Here is a 17,035-nt window from a genome sequence, read left to right as displayed (position 1 = left end):
CCGGTCGAGCGATCGGGGCATTTTTGTTCTGGTCAGCAAAGATGACGTCTGGTCTGAGCTTCAGGTACAATTCCCGGCTATTTTTCAGCGGGCAATCTGCCTGCAGCCTTTTTGAGTGTTGATCCGTGAGTGATTTGAGTCATATCCGCAATTTCTCCATCATCGCCCACATTGACCATGGCAAGTCGACGCTGGCCGATCGATTCATCCAGATGTGCGGCGGCCTTGCCGAGCGTGAAATGGAAGCCCAGGTATTGGACTCCATGGACCTCGAGCGCGAGCGCGGGATCACCATCAAGGCCCACAGCGTCACCCTGTACTACACCGCCAAAGACGGTATCAAGTACCAACTGAACTTCATCGACACCCCCGGCCACGTTGACTTCACCTACGAAGTCAGCCGCTCCCTGGCGGCCTGTGAAGGCGCGCTGCTGGTGGTGGACGCGGGGCAGGGCGTTGAAGCCCAGTCCGTGGCCAACTGCTACACCGCCATCGAGCAAGGCCTGGAAGTCATGCCGGTGCTGAACAAGATCGACTTGCCCCAGGCCGATCCGGACCGCGTGAAGGAAGAAATCGAAAAAATCATCGGCATTGACGCCACCGACGCCGTCGAGTGCAGCGCCAAGACCGGCCTGGGCGTCGACGAAGTGCTCGAGCGCCTGGTCAAGACCATCCCCGCCCCGACCGGCAACATCGAAGATCCGCTGCAAGCGTTGATCATCGACTCCTGGTTCGACAACTACCTGGGGGTTGTCTCCCTGGTCCGCGTACGCCACGGCCGTGTGAAGAAAGGCGACAAGATCCTGGTCAAATCCACCGGCAAGATCCACCTCGTGGACAGCGTCGGTGTGTTCAACCCGAAACATACCGCCACCGTTGATCTGAAAGCCGGCGAAGTCGGTTTCATCATCGCCGGCATCAAGGACATCCACGGTGCACCGGTAGGTGACACCCTGACCTTGAGCAGCACCCCTGACGTCGACGTGCTGCCGGGCTTCAAACGCATCCAGCCGCAGGTATACGCCGGCCTGTTCCCGGTCAGCTCCGACGACTTCGAAGACTTCCGCGAAGCCCTGCAGAAGCTGACCCTCAACGACTCGTCGTTGCAGTACACCCCGGAAAGCTCCGACGCCCTGGGCTTCGGTTTCCGTTGCGGGTTCCTGGGCATGCTGCACATGGAGATCATCCAGGAGCGCCTCGAGCGCGAATACGACCTGGACCTGATCACCACCGCGCCAACCGTTATTTTTGAGCTGTTGCTGAAAAACGGTGAAACGATTTACGTCGACAACCCGTCCAAGCTCCCGGACCTGTCGTCCATCGAAGACATGCGCGAACCGATCGTGCGCGCCAATATCCTGGTGCCGCAGGAACACCTGGGCAACGTCATTACCCTGTGTATCGAGAAGCGTGGCGTACAGCACGACATGCTGTTTCTCGGGACCCAGGTGCAAGTGACCTACGATTTGCCGATGAACGAAGTGGTCCTGGACTTCTTCGACCGTCTCAAATCCACCAGTCGCGGCTATGCTTCGCTGGACTACCATTTCGATCGTTACCAATCGGCTAATCTGGTGAAACTGGATGTGTTGATCAACGGCGACAAGGTCGATGCCCTGGCACTGATCGTGCACAAGGACAACGCGCACTACAAAGGTCGTCAGTTGACCGAGAAAATGAAAGAACTGATTCCGCGCCAGATGTTCGACGTCGCGATCCAGGCCGCCATTGGCGGGCAGATCATTGCGCGGACCTCTGTCAAGGCTCTCAGAAAGAACGTACTGGCCAAATGCTACGGCGGTGACGTAAGCCGTAAGCGCAAGCTGCTTGAGAAGCAAAAGGCCGGTAAAAAACGCATGAAGCAAGTGGGCAACGTGGAAATTCCACAAGAAGCCTTCCTTGCGGTGCTCAGGTTGGATAGTTAGGTCCTATGTCGCTAAATTTCCCGCTGTTGCTGGTCATCGCCGTTGCCGTTTGCGGACTCCTGGCGTTGCTCGATCTGGTGTTCTTCGCCCCGCGTCGGCGGGCGGCTATCGCGTCCTATCAAGGCAGCGTCAGCCAGCCCGATGGCGTGGTGATCGAGAAGCTGAACAAAGAGCCTTTGCTGGTTGAATACGGCAAGTCGTTCTTCCCGGTGTTGTTCATCGTGCTGGTGCTGCGTTCGTTCCTGGTGGAGCCGTTTCAGATCCCTTCGGGGTCGATGAAACCCACCCTGGACGTGGGCGACTTCATCCTGGTGAATAAGTTTTCCTACGGGATCCGCCTGCCGGTGATCGACAAGAAGGTCATCGAGGTCGGCGATCCGCAGCGCGGCGACGTGATGGTGTTCCGCTACCCGAGCGATCCGAACGTCAACTACATCAAGCGTGTAGTCGGCCTGCCGGGTGACGTGATCCGCTACACCAGCGACAAACGCCTGTTCATCAACGGTGAGTCGGTGGCCGAAAAGCTGCTGGGCATCGAGCCGAACACCCTGGGCAGCGCCGAGCTGTACCAGGAAAAACTCGGCACCGTCGAGCACCAGATCCGCAAGGAAATGACCCGCTACCGTGCACAGCCCGATGGCGAATGGAAAGTGCCGGCCGGGCACTATTTCATGATGGGCGACAACCGCGACAACTCCAACGACAGCCGCTACTGGGATGACCCCACCATTCCCAAGGACCTGCTGGGCATGGTTCCCGACGAGAATATCGTCGGCAAGGCCTTCGCGGTCTGGATGAGCTGGCCGGAACCCAAGCTCAGCCACCTGCCGAACTTCTCGCGGGTCGGGCTGATCAAGTAATACAGACGGCGCTGTGATCACAGCGCCGAATGCTTTTCTGGGGCTGGGACAAATCTGTCCTGCCTCATGCAGCACCAACCAGGATTTGAATTTGAACACTGCGTCAATCGTCGATGGCCGCCGGTGCCACCAAACAGATATGGGTAAACCGTGAGCGTTTCTTTAAGTCGTCTCGAGCGTCAGCTCGGCTACACCTTCAAGGATCAGGAATTAATGGTCCTTGCCCTCACACACCGCAGTTTTGCAGGGCGCAATAACGAGCGCCTGGAATTCCTCGGTGATGCCATCCTCAATTTCGTCGCCGGTGAAGCGCTGTTCGAGCGTTTTCCCCAAGCCCGTGAAGGCCAACTGTCGCGCTTGCGTGCGCGGTTGGTGAAGGGCGAGACCCTGGCCGTGCTGGCCCGTGGCTTTGGCTTGGGCGAATACCTGCGCCTGGGTTCCGGTGAGTTGAAGAGCGGCGGTTTCCGTCGCGAATCGATCCTGGCCGATGCCCTTGAGGCGTTGATCGGTGCGATCTACCTCGATGCAGGCATGGAAGCGGCCAAGGCACGTGTCACCGCCTGGCTGACGTCCGAGATCGAAAGCCTCACGCTGGTCGACACCAACAAAGATCCCAAGACCCGCCTGCAGGAATTCCTGCAGTCGCGCGGGTGCGAACTGCCACGCTACGAAGTGGTGGATATCCAGGGTGAGCCCCATTGCCGCGTGTTCTTCGTGGAATGTGAAATCACCTTACTGAACGAAAAAAGCCGAGGTCAGGGTGTGAGCCGTCGTATTGCCGAACAGGTAGCGGCCGCCGCAGCACTGATTGCCCTGGGCGTGGAGAATGGCCATGACTGATTCAACCGCAACACGCTGTGGCTATGTTGCCATCGTCGGCCGTCCGAACGTGGGCAAGTCCACGTTGCTCAACCACATCCTCGGCCAGAAGCTCGCGATCACCTCGCGCAAGCCGCAGACCACCCGCCACAACATGCTGGGCATCAAGACCGAAGGCAACGTGCAAGCGGTCTACGTCGACACCCCCGGCATGCACAAAGGCGGCGAGAAAGCCCTGAACCGCTACATGAACAAGACCGCTTCGGCGGCGTTGAAGGACGTCGACGTGGTGATCTTCGTGGTCGACCGCACCAAGTGGACCGACGAAGACCAGATGGTCCTCGAGCGTGTGCAGTACGTCACCGGCCCGTTGATCGTCGCGCTGAACAAGACCGACCGCATCGAAGACAAAGCCGAGCTGATGCCGCACCTGAGCTGGTTGCAGGAGCAACTGCCGAACGCCCAGATCATGCCGATCTCGGCCCAGCACGGCCACAACCTCGACGCCCTGGAGCGTGTGATCGCCGGCTACCTGCCGGAGAACGAGCACTTCTTCCCGGAAGACCAGATCACCGACCGCAGCAGCCGTTTCCTCGCCGCCGAACTGGTGCGCGAGAAAATCATGCGCCAGATGGGCGCCGAGCTGCCGTACCAGATCACCGTCGAAATCGAAGAGTTCAAGCAGCAGGGCAAGACCTTGCATATCCATGCGCTGATCCTCGTTGAACGTGACGGCCAGAAGAAAATCATCATTGGCGACAAGGGCGAGCGCATCAAACGCATCGGCACCGAAGCGCGCAAGGACATGGAATTGCTGTTCGATTCCAAGATCATGCTCAACCTGTGGGTGAAGGTTAAAGGCGGCTGGTCCGACGACGAGCGTGCACTGCGCTCCCTGGGCTACGGCGACCTGTAAGCACACCGCAGGGCAAAAAATGTGGGAGGGGGCTTGCTCCCGATAGCAGTGGGTCAGTTGATGAATAAGTGACTGAACCACCGCCATCGGGAGCAAGCCCCCTCCCACATTAGGTTTATGTTGTTTTCAGGATCGAGAACCCCATGTCCCAATCCCCACCTCCCAGCCAGCTCGCCTACGTCTTGCACAGCCGCGCCTACCGCGAGACCAGTGCGTTGGTGGACTTCCTCACGCCTCAAGGACGACTGCGCGCGGTATTGCGCAGTGCGCGGGGCAAGGCGGGCACGTTGGCGCGGCCGTTCGTGGCCCTGGATGTGGAGTTTCGCGGCAAGGGCGAGCTGAAGAACGTCGGGCGCATGGAAAGTGTCGGTACCTCGGCCTGGCTCAATGGCGAGGCGCTGTTCAGCGGCCTTTACCTCAATGAACTATTGATCCGCCTGCTGCCCGCCGAAGACCCGCACCCGGCGGTCTTCGATCACTACGCCGCCACCCTGTTGGCCCTGGCCGAAGGTCGCCCCCTGGAACCGCTGCTGCGTGCGTTCGAGTGGCGCTTGCTCGACGACCTGGGCTATGGCTTCGAACTGAGCAACGACCTGCACGGCGACCCTATCGCCGCCGACGGCATGTACCGCCTGCAAGTAGACGCTGGCCTCGAGCGTGTCTACCTGCTGCAACCGGGTCTGTTCCAGGGCACCGAGCTGTTGGCCATGAGCGAAGCCGACTGGACCGCCCCCGGCGCCCTGTCTGCCGCCAAGCGCCTGATGCGCCAGGCCCTCGCCGTGCATTTGGGCGGACGGCCGCTGGTCAGTCGCGAGTTGTTTCGAAAGCCCTGACATCCCCGTGTATGCTGTGCGGCGTTTCTTTCCCTTTTCAGGAGCGCTTCCGTGAGCACCAGCAATCGCATTCTTCTTGGCGTCAACATCGACCACGTCGCCACTCTGCGCCAGGCCCGGGGCACCCGTTACCCCGATCCGGTCAAGGCCGCGCTGGACGCCGAAGAAGCGGGCGCCGATGGCATCACCGTGCACCTGCGCGAAGATCGCCGCCACATTCAGGAGCGCGACGTGCTCTTGCTCAAGGATGTGCTGCAAACCCGCATGAACTTCGAGATGGGCGTCACCGAAGAAATGATGGCCTTTGCCGAGCGCATCCGCCCGGCGCACATCTGCCTGGTCCCGGAAACCCGCCAGGAACTGACCACCGAAGGCGGCCTCGACGTAGCCGGCCAGGAAGCGCGGATCAAGGCGGCGGTAGAGCGTTTGTCGAAGATCGGCAGCGAAGTCTCGCTGTTCATCGATGCCGACGAGCGCCAGATCGAAGCCGCGCGCCGGGTCGGCGCGCCGGCCATTGAGTTGCACACCGGCCGTTATGCCGACGCGACCACGCCGACTGAAGTGGCCGACGAGCTGCAACGCATCATCGACGGCGTGAACTGCGGCCTTAAAGAAGGCCTGATCGTCAACGCCGGCCATGGCCTGCATTACCACAACGTCGAAGCCGTGGCGGCGATCAAGGGCATCAATGAGCTGAACATCGGCCATGCGTTGGTGGCACACGCGCTGTTCGTCGGTTTCAAAGGTGCGGTGGCTGAGATGAAGGCCCTGATCCTGGCCGCTGCCAAGGCCTGACCGCTCCTACAGGTTTCAGCCATCTTTCTGCCATATGGCAATGCGAACCCTTACTGTTTAGCCGGTGCAGGTGTATCGTATCCGCCCTTTGCGGGCCCTTGGCCTGTGGCAGATACGTGAGGTTGTTGTGTCCCGATCCTTTTCCCGTCGACAAATCCTGGGTGGTCTTGCAGGCCTGGCTGTAGTGGGCGTCGGTGCCGGTGGCGCCTACCGCTACTGGCTGGGGAAAGTTGCCGAGGCCGAGGCGGGGCACGATTACGAACTGATCGCCGCGCCGCTCGACGTCGAGCTGGTGCCGGGGCACAAGACCCCAGCCTGGGCGTTCGGCCCTTCGGCGCCGGGCACTGAGTTGCGCGTGCGCCAGGGCGAATGGCTGCGGGTGCGCTTTATCAACCACCTGCCGGTCGCCACCACCATCCACTGGCACGGCATCCGCCTGCCGCTGGAAATGGACGGCGTGCCCTACGTCTCGCAATTGCCGGTACTGCCCGGCGAATACTTCGACTACAAATTCCGCGTGCCCGACGCCGGCAGCTACTGGTATCACCCCCATGTGAGCAGCAGCGAAGAACTCGGCCGTGGCCTGGTCGGCCCGCTGATCGTCGAGGAGCGCGAGCCCACCGGCTTCAAGCACGAACGCACCCTGAGCCTGAAAAGCTGGCACGTAGACGAAGAGGGCGCTTTCGTCCCCTTCAGCATCCCCCGTGAAGCCGCGCGGGGCGGCACGGCCGGGCGTCTGTCGACGATCAATGGCGTGTCCCAGGCGGTGATCGACTTACCCGCCGGGCAGATCACCCGTGTGCGCCTGCTCAACCTCGACAACACCCTGACCTATCGCATCAACATCCCCGACGCCGAAGCGCAGATCTACGCACTGGACGGCAACCCCGTCGAGCCGCGCCCGCTCGGCAAGGAATACTGGTTGGGCCCAGGCATGCGTATCTGCCTGGCGATCAAGGCCCCGCCCGCGGGCGAAGAGCTGTCGATCCGCAATGGCCCGGTGCGCCTCGGCACCCTCCGTTCCGTGGCCAATGCCGATGCGCCGAGCGAATGGCCACCGGCATTGCCCGCCAACCCGATCGCCGAGCCAGACCTGGCCAATGCACAGAAACTCAACTTCAATTTCGAGTGGGTCGGCTCGGTCTCGGTCAACGTCGACAACGGCAAACCGCCGAGCCTGTGGCAGATCAACGGCCAGGCCTGGGACATCACCGACAAGACCTGCGCCGACCGCCCGATTGCCAAGCTGGAAAAGGGCAAGAGCTACATTTTCGAATTGAAGAACATGACCCAGTACCAGCACCCGATCCACCTGCACGGCATGAGCTTCAAGGTGATCGCCTCGAACCGCCACGCGGTGATTCCGTATTTCACCGACACCTACCTGCTGGGCAAGAACGAACGCGCCCGCGTGGCGCTGGTGGCGGATAACCCTGGGGTGTGGATGTTCCACTGCCACGTCATCGACCATATGGAAACCGGCCTGATGGCTGCGATCGAGGTGGCGTGATGCGTCAGATTCGTCCCACGGCGATCATCGACCGCAGCCGCGACCAGGACTTCATGCGCGAAGCCCTGGCCCTCGCCGCCCAAGGCGCCGCGCTGGGCGAGGTGCCTGTCGGCGCGGTGCTGGTGCAGGACGGTGAAATCATCGGCCGCGGCTTCAACTGCCCCATCAGCGGCAACGACCCCAGCGCCCATGCCGAAATGGTCGCCATCCGCGCCGCCGCGCAGGCGCTCAGCAACTATCGCCTGCCCGGCAGCACGCTGTATGTGACGCTGGAACCGTGCAGCATGTGCGCCGGCCTGATCGTGCATTCGCGCATCGCGCGGGTGGTGTATGGCGCGCTGGAGCCCAAGGCGGGGATTGTGCAAAGCCAGGGGCAGTTCTTTACCCAGGGCTTCCTGAACCATCGAGTGCTGTTCGAAGGCGGTGTGCTGGCCGAGGAATGCGGGACTGTCCTGAGTGAGTTCTTCAAGGCCCGCCGGGCCAAGCCTCAGATCTAACCAACACTGGGTTTCAAATGTGGGAGGGGGCTTGCTCCCGATAGCAGTGTATCCGTCAGCTTATCTGTATCTGACCCACCGCTATCGGGAGCAAGCCCCCTCCCACATTTTTGACCTTCATTTTTTCAGCGGAATTTACGCTTACTTGCGCGCGATGATCACGGCGCGCATCGGCGCCGGCAGCCCTTCAATCGTCTTGCTGTGATCGTCGGGGTCGAGGAAGTCACTCAGCGACTGGTACTTCATCCACTCGGTGCCGCGCTGTTCCTCCACCGTGGTCACGCTCACATCCACACAACGCACGTCGCTGAACCCGGCACGGCGCAGCCATAGCATCAATGCCGGCACCGACGGCAGGAACCACACGTTGCGCATCTGCGCATAGCGGTCTTCCGGTACCAGCACTTGTTGCTGGTCGCCTTCGATCACCAGGGTTTCCAGGACCAGCTCGCCGCCTTTGACCAGGGTTTCCTTCAACGCCAGCAGGTGTTCGATGGGCGAGCGACGGTGATAGAACACGCCCATGGAAAACACAGTATCGAAGCCTTCCAGGTTCGGCGGCAGGTCCTCGAACGGGAACGGCAAGTGCCAGGCCCTGGGCTCGGACAGGTAACGCTGCACCGCCTGGAATTGGCAGAAGAACAGCCAGTTGGGGTCCACGCCGATCACGCTGTCGGCCCCGGCGCCGAGCATGCGCCACATGTAGTAGCCGTTGCCGCAGCCCACATCGAGGATGCGTTTGCCTTTCAGGTCCAGGTGCGGTGCGACCCGCGACCACTTCCAGTCCGAACGCCATTCGGTGTCCACATGCACGCCGAATAGGTGGAACGGGCCCTTGCGCCACGGGCACAGGCCCATCAATGCGCTGTGCATCTGCGCGCGGGTGGCGTCGTCGCAATCGGTGTCGAGGGTCAGGCCATTGAGCAGGTCGACATGGCTGGGCTGGATTTTCGGCAAGGCATCCAGCGCGCTCTGCCAGCGCTCCAGGTCGCCATGGCCCTTTTCCATCTTGCTATCGAGTTGCGCTTGCAGGCCCTGGGCCCACACGGCCAGGGGAGTGCCGACCAGATGGCGGGCGAGGGGGGACAGATCAATCATGGCAAGGCAATCAACGAGGCAAAGTTAAGACACTGGAACCACGGCACGACTTTCGAGAACCCGGCCGCCAACAGGCGTTCGCGGTGTTCTTCGAGGCTGTCGGGCTTCATGACGTTTTCGATGGCGCTGCGCTTCTGGGCGATTTCCAGTTCGCTGTAGCCGTTGGCGCGTTTGAACGCGATGTGCAGGTCGGTGAGCAGCGCGTGTTCTTCAAGGTCATTGAAACGCAGCTTTTCCGAGAGGATCAGTGCACCGCCGGGCAACAGCGCCTGGCGAATGCGTCCGAGCAACGCCAGGCGCTGTTCGGGGGCGATGAATTGCAGGGTGAAGTTCAGCGCCACCACCGAGGCCGGCTGGAACTGCAGCGCGAGGATATCGCCCTCGATCACTTCCACCGGCAGCAACTCCTGGAACATCGAGTCCTGGCCATTGAGGTATTCGCGGCAGCGCTCGACCATGGCCGCCGAGTTATCCACCGCGATGACGCGGCAGCCATCTGTGCGCACATGACGGCGCAGGGCCTGGGTCACCGCGCCGAGGGACGAACCCAGGTCGTAGAGCACGCTGTTGGGTTGGGCAAACTGCGCCGCGAGGACGCCAAGGTTCTCGACGATGGTCGGGTAACCGGGCACTGAGCGTTTGATCATGTCCGGGAACACCCGCACCACGTCTTCGTTAAAGGCGAAGTCCGGCACCTGGGGCAGGGGCTGGGCGAATAGGCGATCGGGTTCTTTGCTCACGGTGGGTCCGGCGACAAGGGGGGAAAGGCCGGCATTTTAGCCAAATTGGCCTGGGCGTGCATGATTGATCGGACCGTTAGTCAACCCGTGTCGGCTACCTGTTAATTCTGACAGTAGACGAACTTTTTCCTCGAACCTAGTCTGGATTCGCGACCCTGATATTCATTGAGGAGGCAATCATGAGCCTGCAATTGAGCACCACTGACACACAGTTGAGCGCGCTACTGGCAGCGATCGATAAAGATAAAAAGATCGACCCTGCCGAGTTCATAAAACTCAGGCAACAGGCAGACGATGAGATCGCGAAAAGCGCACTGCTGCCTGTGCGGGACAATATGCGGATCATTGCCAATGCCGCCGACATCCTGGCGGATGCCCTGAAGATCCTGTATCTGGAATTACGTCGTCTCGACTATGGGGTGCCCGACAAAGATCCGCTCAAGAACGACAAGAAAAACGCAGAGAAGGCAGCACTCAAACGGGCAGTTGAATACCAATTGGCTTATGTGCTCAAGAGCTACGAGTTCACACTCGACAAGCTGTGACGCTGTTGGCCGAAGGCAGAAGCTGTGATGCCCCACTGGCCGAGCCAATAGGTGACGATCAGCAAGTACGGCGCCGCTTCGAACGCCACCACGAAGCGATTGATGCCGATCAGCATGTCGGACACCACAAACGACAGCGCGCCTGCGGCCGCCAGCAGCGCGGAGCGTTTCGGTACCTTGCTGCCCAGGCGCGCCAATGCCCGCCAGAGCATCGCGCTGATCACCGAGGCGTAGACCACCACCGGAATCAGCAACTCGCCGAGGCCGTGGGCGATCAGGATGCTCAGCAGAATCGCGCCGGCGCCCAGCGCCAGCGCCAACGGTAGCAACGCTAAGCGGCGGCAGTCGCTGAAGTAGGCTTTGAGATAGGCCAGGTGGGCAAACAGGAAGGCGCCGAGGCCAAAGATAAACAGGTCGCCCGGCCAGGCGAGCAACACATCGCCGATCAGGGAGAAAATCAGCCCCAGGCTGATCCAGCGTCGATAGTCGCTCGGCGGCGCGTCATGCAACCAACCCAGCAGCGCCAGCACCGGCAACGGTTTGACCAACAGGCACAGTAACGCCGCGTGGACGCTCAGCCCGTAGATAAAGGTGCCGGCGCCCATCAACGCAAGGATCAGCCAGGGCATATCAGTTCACCGTAATGGCGCAGTCGAACACCTCGACGGGTTCGGCTTCCGGTTCCCAGGGTTGCTGGGAGGTCAGGCGCAAACGGCCCTGACCGGCCGCGAAGGCCTGGAAGCGCCACGCGGACTGGCCACCGCCGCCGATCACCCCGGATTCGGTGCTGCTATAGACCTCGGGACCGAGCCCACGCAACACGCCGCCGGCGGAATCCTGGATCGCCCAGCGGTAGCCGGTGGTGGGATTGCTGGGCAGGGTGAGGGTCAGGTTTTGGCCGGTTTTCAGCTGGAGCGGGCAGGCACTCTGGTTGTCCACGGTGATGTTTTGCTTCGGCGCACTGGCGCACGCGGCCAGCAGGGCGAGGCTCAAGGGGAGAAGCAGGCGGGCAGCGGTCATGGAAGCTCCGTTGTTGGGCGACGAAGGGCGAGCATAACCGAAGATGCGACAGGGTGTGACAGGAGGGGGCGATGGACGCCATCGCGAACAAGCCCGCTCCCACATTTTGGCCGCACTCCAAAGGATGTACTCGGTCAAGTGTGGGAGCGGGCTTGCTCGCGATGACGCCCGCCCAAGCGCTAAAGGACGATCAGAACAGCACCTTCGCCACATCCGCAAAGCGCTTGGCGAAGTGCACGGTCATCCCTTCCTTCAGATATTCCGGCAATTCTTCAAAGCTGCCGCGATTGGGTTCCGGCAGGATCAGCTCGTGAATCTTCTGGCGCCGCGCCGCGATGACCTTCTCGCGCACCCCGCCAATCGGCAGTACATGCCCGGTCAACGTCAGTTCGCCGGTCATGGCCACGCCTTTCTTCGGCGGCTGGTTGCGCGCCAGGGACAGCAACGCGCTGGCCATGGTCACGCCGGCACTCGGGCCGTCCTTCGGTGTAGCGCCTTCGGGAACGTGCAAGTGTACGAAGGCTTCGTCGAAGAACTTCGGATCACCGCCAAACGACTTCAGGTTGGAGCTGATGTAGCTGTAGGCGATTTCAGCGGACTCTTTCATCACGTCACCCAACTGCCCGGTGAGCTTGAAGCCGCGATTGAGCGTGTGGATGCGCGTCGCCTCGATCGGCAAGGTGGCGCCGCCCATGCTGGTCCAGGCCAGGCCGGTGATGACGCCGGTGCCGGACAGCACTTGCTCGTTGCGAAACACCGGTATGCCCAGGGAGCTTTCCAGGTCCTTGGTGCCGATCTTGATCACCGAGTCCGGTGCATCCAACAGCTTGACCACGGCCTTGCGCACCAGTTTGCCCAGTTGTTTTTCCAGCTGACGCACCCCGGCCTCGCGGGCGTAGCCATCGATCAACGCGCGCAGGGCGCCGTCGCTGATGGTCAGGCTGTTTTTCGACACGCCGGCTTTTTCCAGCTGTTTTGGCCACAGGTGACGCTTGGCGATGGCGACTTTTTCTTCGGTGATGTAGCCCGACAGGCGAATCACTTCCATGCGGTCCAGCAAGGGACCGGGGATCGAGTCCAAGGTATTGGCGGTGCACACGAACAGCACTTTGGACAGGTCCAGGCGCAGGTCCAGGTAGTGGTCGAGGAATTCGACGTTCTGTTCCGGGTCGAGGGTTTCCAGCAGCGCCGAGGCCGGGTCGCCCTGGAAGCTCTGGCCCATCTTGTCGATCTCGTCGAGCATGATCACCGGGTTCATCACTTCCACATCTTTCAACGCCTGCACCAGTTTGCCCGGCAGGGCGCCGATGTAGGTGCGGCGATGGCCCTTGATCTCGGCCTCGTCGCGCATGCCGCCGACGCTGAAACGGTAGAACGGCCGGCCCAGGGATTCGGCGATGGATTTGCCCACGCTGGTCTTGCCCACGCCCGGCGGGCCCACCAGCAGCACGATGGAACCGGCGACTTCGCCTTTGTAGGCGCCCACGGCGAGGAATTCGAGGATGCGACTCTTGATGTCGTCCAGGCCCGCATGGTGTTTATCGAGCACCTTGCGCGCATGTTTGAGGTCCAGTTTGTCTTCGCCGTAAACGCCCCATGGCACTGCGGTGGCCCAGTCCAGATAGTTGCGGGTCACGGCGTATTCCGGCGAGCCGGTCTCGAGGATCGACAGTTTGTTCAGTTCTTCATCGATGCGTTTTTTGGCCTGGGCCGGCAGCACCTTGCCTTCCAGGCGCTGTTCGAACTGCTCGACGTCGGCACTGCGGTCGTCCTTGGTCAAGCCCAGTTCCTGCTGGATGACCTTGAGTTGTTCCTTGAGGAAGAACTCGCGCTGGTGCTCGCCGATCTTGCGGTTGACCTCGGCGGAGAGTTCTTTTTGCAGGCGCGCGACTTCGACTTCCTTGCGCAGCATCGGCAGGACTTTTTCCATGCGCTTGAGCATGGGCACGCAGTCCAGCACTTCCTGCAGCTCGTTGCCGGTGGCCGACGTGAGGGCGGCGGCGAAGTCGGTCAGCGGCGACGGGTCGTTGGGGCTGAAGCGGTTGAGGTAGTTCTTCAGCTCTTCGCTGTACAGCGGGTTGAGCGGCAGCAGTTCCTTGATCGCGTTGATCAGCGCCATGCCGTAGGCCTTGACCTCGTCGGTCGGCTCGGTGGGCTGGTGCGGGTATTCGACTTCCACCAGGTACGGTGGGCGATGGTGCTTGAGCCAGGTGCGAATCCGCACGCGGGTCAGGCCCTGGGCGACGAATTGCAGCTTGCCGTTTTCGCGGCTGGCGTGGTGCACCTTCACCAGCGTGCCGTACAGCGGCAGGGCGGAAGTGTCGAAGTGGCGCGGGTCTTCGGGCGGCGTGTCCATGAAGAACAGGGCCAGGGAGTGGTGCGGGGATTTGCTCACCAGTTCCAGGGTTTCGGCCCACGGCTCTTCATTGACGATCACCGGCAACACTTGCGCCGGGAAGAAAGGCCGATTGTGGATCGGGATGATGTAGACCTTGTCCGGCAGGTTCTGCCCAGGCAGGGCCAACCCGGTGTTGGACGAGTGGGTTTCAGCGTTTTCGGGGTCTGCGTAATCGTTGAGTTCGTAATCAGGAGTATCTTGCTGGTCGCTCATGGGGCACCTGCACAGTGAAGTATGCAAGTTAGATGGGGCAGGGCAGTGGCGGTTTCAATGGTGCGGCGGAGTTAGCAACAAATTGCATGACATTTTCAGAATGGCCCCCCTCCCATGTGGGGGGGGGGCACTGACACGCCGCTATCGGGAGCCACCCTGCGAAAACGTATAGGCGACGTAGGGCGCCTGAAAGCGCGGCGTTATCGTTGACGTTTTTCGCGGGCGAGCCCGCTCCTACAGGTGACCGGATAGGGACCCCTCCAATCAGTCAACCCTATGCCGCCAATAAAATGACAGTTAAATCCCTGCTTTTATTGGGTGCACTCCTGCTTTGTCCCAGCTAATCTGCTCAAACTAAATTTTTTGTCAAAATAGATGTTTTTTTGACGTTCGGTTGGCGGTTTTCAGGAAAGCCTATGACAAAGGGACGCAGTGGCACAGAGAGGCGAACGCTGCCCCAGGGCACTGCAATGCGCTGGCGCCATACGTTTCAAACCCGTATTGCCGGGGTGCTGGCATTGTTGCTGTTGGTGGTGGTCGCCGCCACCTACCTGGCGGTCAAGACCGCCACCTCCCGCGCCGTGGAAAACCAGGCGCGCATCCAACTGAAAAACGGTAGCCAGGTGTTTGAACGCCTGTTGGACCTGCGCGGTCGTCGTTTGCAATACGGTCTGGATTGGCTGATCGTCGACGGCCCGTTCAAACAGGCGGTGACCGACGACAATGCCGGGGCGATCCTCGCCGCCCTGCGCTGCCACGGCACCGGCATCCGTTCCAGTGAAGTGGTGGTGTTGGGCCTGGATGGCAAGGTCATGGTCAGCACCTTGCCGGGGCTGTCGCGCGGCCAGCCGTTTCCCTATGACGATGGCCTGCGCCGGGCGCGGCGCACGGGCCTGCAGATGCTGATCGTGCCCGTGGACGGACGGCCCTATCTGCTGGTGCAGGACGAAGTGGCCGATGCACAACCCATCGCGCGGGTGGTCATGGGCTTTCCCATGGATCAGTTGTTTGCCAATGAGCTGCATTCCATGAGCGGCCTGGATGTGTCGTTCCTCAGCCTGCAAAACGAGCGGCCCGGCACGCTGTTCAGCACCCAGCCCGAGGCCCATCAGGCTGCGGCCCTCAGCCTGCTGCGCGAGGCGCATCCGGACCCTGAGCCGCAGATCCAGCAGTTTTACGGCCAGCGCGTGCTCAGCCAGGTATTGCCACTGGGCAACAGTGGCGGCGGCGATCAAGTGCGGGTTCTGCTGCAAAGCCCGCTGGACCATGCCGTGGAATCCTTCGCGCCGCTGGACCGGCAGTTCCTCGGGATTGCCCTGGGGGTGCTGCTGGTGTCGCTGGCCGGCGCGTTGTTCTTGGCGCGTCACGTGTCGCGCCCGCTCAATGCACTGGTGGACGCGGCGGGGCGCATCGGCGCCGGTGATTACCGCACGCCGGTACGGGTGCGCAGCCACGATGAGTTCGGCTTGCTGGCCCGCGCCTTCAATGCCATGCAAAGCGGCATCGCCGTGCGCGAACGGCAACTGGCCCATAACGCGTTGCATGATCCGCTCACTGGCCTGCCCAATCGCGCCCTGGTCATGGAGCGCCTGGGCAGTGCGATCAGTGCGCGGCGGCCGGTGGTGTTGCTGTACCTGGGCATCGAGAACTACCGGGTGATCAACGAAGGCTTCGGCCCCCATGGGGTCGAGGAAATGCTGCGCGAAGCCAGCCGCTGCCTGTCCATGAGCCTGCAGGCCAGCGACACGGCGGCGCGCATCACCGGCAGCGAATTCCTGCTGTTGCTGGAAAACACCGAGATCGACCGCGCCGTGGCCCGCGCCGACCGCCTCTACGCGCTGCTCACCGAACCCCAGCGCATCGGCAACGATGAACTGCGCCATGAAGTGAGCATCGGCATTGCCGCGTACCCCACCGACGGCCAGCAGGTCGAAGAACTGATCAGCCGCGCCGCCATTGCCCGCCACGATGCGGCGGCGCTGCCCGGCTATCTGCAGATCTATGAGCGCGACCGTGACTTGGTCCACCAACGCCAGATCACCCTGATCCGCGACCTGCGTCGCGCCGCCGTGGAAGGTGAGCTGTACCTGTGTTACCAGCCCAAGCTCGACCTCAAGTACGGCAATGTCCTCCAGGCCGAGGCGTTGCTGCGCTGGCAGCACCCGAACCTGGGGCTGGTGTCGCCGACCGAATTCATCCCCCTGGCCGAGCGCACCGGCAGCATGGGCGGCCTGACGCAATGGGTGATCGAAGAAGCCATCCGCCAGATCGGTGAATGGGGGCAGCGCGGCATGCACATTCAACTGTCGGTGAATATTTCGGTGGATGACCTGGTCGATGACGACCTGGCGACTCGCGTCACCACCTTGCTGGCGCACTACGGCGTGTCGGCCCAGCAACTGATTTTCGAGATCACCGAAAGCGCGATCATGCACAACCCGCAGCAGGCCCTCAGCGTGCTGGAGCAACTGCGCGGCTGCGGCATCAGCCTGTCGGTGGATGACTTCGGCACCGGCTATTCGTCGCTGGCGCAATTGCAGCGTTTGCCGGTGCAGGAGTTGAAGATCGACCAGTCCTTCGTGCGCAACCTCGACAGCACCAGCGGCGACGCGGTGATCGTGCGTTCGACCATCGAAATGAGCCACAGCCTGGGGCTCAAGGTGGTGGCCGAAGGCGTGGAATTCGCGCCCAGCTTGACGCTGCTCAAGCTGTGGAATTGCGACACGGCCCAGGGCTACCTGATCAGCCGCCCGTTAAACGCCATGGCGTTCGAGATGTGGATGCGCCGCGAGCGCACGCCGATCTGATGGGACAGTGGGTTTGCAGCGGGCATGAAAAAGGCGGCTATCCATCGGGTAGCCGCCTT

At 61.7% G+C, this 17,035-nt stretch carries 15 protein-coding genes; 10 read left to right on the top strand and 5 right to left on the bottom strand.

All coding sequences use genetic code 11. The features are described 5' to 3' along the window. Positions 1 to 125 precede the first annotated feature (125 nt). The 8 genes from lepA (at position 126) to tadA (ending at position 8,155) form a co-directional block, all read left to right on the top strand. On the top strand, positions 126 to 1,925 hold the full coding sequence (gene lepA, locus BLR63_RS17105) for a translation elongation factor 4 (protein WP_042946587.1): 1,800 nt from the start codon (positions 126 to 128) through the stop codon (positions 1,923 to 1,925). A gap of 5 nt (positions 1,926 to 1,930) precedes the next feature. Beyond that, the gene (gene lepB / locus BLR63_RS17100; RefSeq protein WP_010564065.1) at positions 1,931 to 2,785 is read left to right on the top strand and encodes a signal peptidase I; all 855 of its coding nucleotides are present in this window, start codon (positions 1,931 to 1,933) and stop codon (positions 2,783 to 2,785) included. A 150-nt stretch (positions 2,786 to 2,935) separates the two neighbouring features. Continuing rightward, positions 2,936 to 3,625 carry a ribonuclease III gene (gene rnc, locus BLR63_RS17095; RefSeq protein ID WP_010564066.1) on the top strand — a complete coding sequence of 230 codons (690 nt, stop codon included), beginning with the start codon at positions 2,936 to 2,938 and terminating at the stop codon, positions 3,623 to 3,625. Beyond that, positions 3,618 to 4,520 carry a GTPase Era gene (era, locus tag BLR63_RS17090; protein ID WP_010564067.1) on the top strand — a complete coding sequence of 301 codons (903 nt, stop codon included), beginning with the start codon at positions 3,618 to 3,620 and terminating at the stop codon, positions 4,518 to 4,520. Before rnc ends, era begins: the two co-directional genes overlap by 8 nt. Before the next feature lie 143 nt (positions 4,521 to 4,663). Continuing rightward, positions 4,664 to 5,353, top strand: a complete 690-nt coding sequence (gene recO, locus BLR63_RS17085) for a DNA repair protein RecO (RefSeq protein ID WP_010564068.1) — start codon at positions 4,664 to 4,666, stop codon at positions 5,351 to 5,353. A gap of 51 nt (positions 5,354 to 5,404) precedes the next feature. Then, complete coding sequence (gene pdxJ / locus BLR63_RS17080; RefSeq protein ID WP_010564069.1) at positions 5,405 to 6,148, top strand: pyridoxine 5'-phosphate synthase; 744 nt, start codon at positions 5,405 to 5,407, stop codon at positions 6,146 to 6,148. A gap of 127 nt (positions 6,149 to 6,275) precedes the next feature. Then, positions 6,276 to 7,658 carry a multicopper oxidase family protein gene (locus BLR63_RS17075; protein ID WP_042946588.1) on the top strand — a complete coding sequence of 461 codons (1,383 nt, stop codon included), beginning with the start codon at positions 6,276 to 6,278 and terminating at the stop codon, positions 7,656 to 7,658. Further along, a complete protein-coding gene (tadA, locus tag BLR63_RS17070; RefSeq protein ID WP_010564071.1) occupies positions 7,658 to 8,155 on the top strand; it encodes a tRNA adenosine(34) deaminase TadA in 498 nt (165 codons plus the stop codon). Before BLR63_RS17075 ends, tadA begins: the two co-directional genes overlap by 1 nt. 141 nt (positions 8,156 to 8,296) lie before the next feature. On the opposite strand, the gene cmoB is transcribed toward tadA, so the two are convergent. Together cmoB and cmoA are read right to left on the bottom strand one after the other, a co-directional pair. Then, the gene (cmoB, locus tag BLR63_RS17065; protein WP_010564072.1) at positions 8,297 to 9,253 is read right to left on the bottom strand and encodes a tRNA 5-methoxyuridine(34)/uridine 5-oxyacetic acid(34) synthase CmoB; all 957 of its coding nucleotides are present in this window, start codon (positions 9,251 to 9,253) and stop codon (positions 8,297 to 8,299) included. Further along, the gene (gene cmoA / locus BLR63_RS17060; RefSeq protein ID WP_010564073.1) at positions 9,250 to 9,993 is read right to left on the bottom strand and encodes a carboxy-S-adenosyl-L-methionine synthase CmoA; all 744 of its coding nucleotides are present in this window, start codon (positions 9,991 to 9,993) and stop codon (positions 9,250 to 9,252) included. The genes cmoB and cmoA overlap by 4 nt, the downstream gene beginning before the upstream one ends. A 179-nt stretch (positions 9,994 to 10,172) precedes the next feature. Here cmoA and BLR63_RS17055 point away from each other — a divergent pair, with 179 nt between their 5' ends. Then, the gene (locus tag BLR63_RS17055; protein WP_010564074.1) at positions 10,173 to 10,538 is read left to right on the top strand and encodes a hypothetical protein; all 366 of its coding nucleotides are present in this window, start codon (positions 10,173 to 10,175) and stop codon (positions 10,536 to 10,538) included. Here BLR63_RS17055 and BLR63_RS17050 read toward each other — a convergent pair. From BLR63_RS17050 to lon, 3 genes are all read right to left on the bottom strand, one after another. Further along, positions 10,511 to 11,167 carry a lysoplasmalogenase gene (locus BLR63_RS17050; protein WP_010564075.1) on the bottom strand — a complete coding sequence of 219 codons (657 nt, stop codon included), beginning with the start codon at positions 11,165 to 11,167 and terminating at the stop codon, positions 10,511 to 10,513. The two genes, BLR63_RS17055 and BLR63_RS17050, sit on opposite strands and share 28 nt — an antisense overlap. Before the next feature lies 1 nt (position 11,168). Continuing rightward, on the bottom strand, positions 11,169 to 11,558 hold the full coding sequence (locus BLR63_RS17045) for a protease inhibitor I42 family protein (RefSeq protein WP_010564076.1): 390 nt from the start codon (positions 11,556 to 11,558) through the stop codon (positions 11,169 to 11,171). A gap of 190 nt (positions 11,559 to 11,748) precedes the next feature. After that, entirely contained in the window at positions 11,749 to 14,169 is a 2,421-nt protein-coding gene (gene lon, locus BLR63_RS17040; RefSeq protein WP_010564077.1) for an endopeptidase La, read from the bottom strand. 470 nt (positions 14,170 to 14,639) lie between these two features. Between lon and BLR63_RS17035 the strand changes: the two genes are divergently transcribed. Then, complete coding sequence (locus BLR63_RS17035) at positions 14,640 to 16,976, top strand: EAL domain-containing protein (RefSeq protein WP_010564078.1); 2,337 nt, start codon at positions 14,640 to 14,642, stop codon at positions 16,974 to 16,976. The last annotated feature ends 59 nt before the right edge of the window (positions 16,977 to 17,035 follow it).

This window comes from Pseudomonas extremaustralis, from assembly GCF_900102035.1.
Classification (GTDB): Bacteria; Pseudomonadota; Gammaproteobacteria; order Pseudomonadales; family Pseudomonadaceae; genus Aquipseudomonas; species Aquipseudomonas extremaustralis.
The sequence above is the reverse complement of the archived record's forward strand: the minus strand, read 5'-3'. Positions and strand labels throughout refer to the sequence as shown.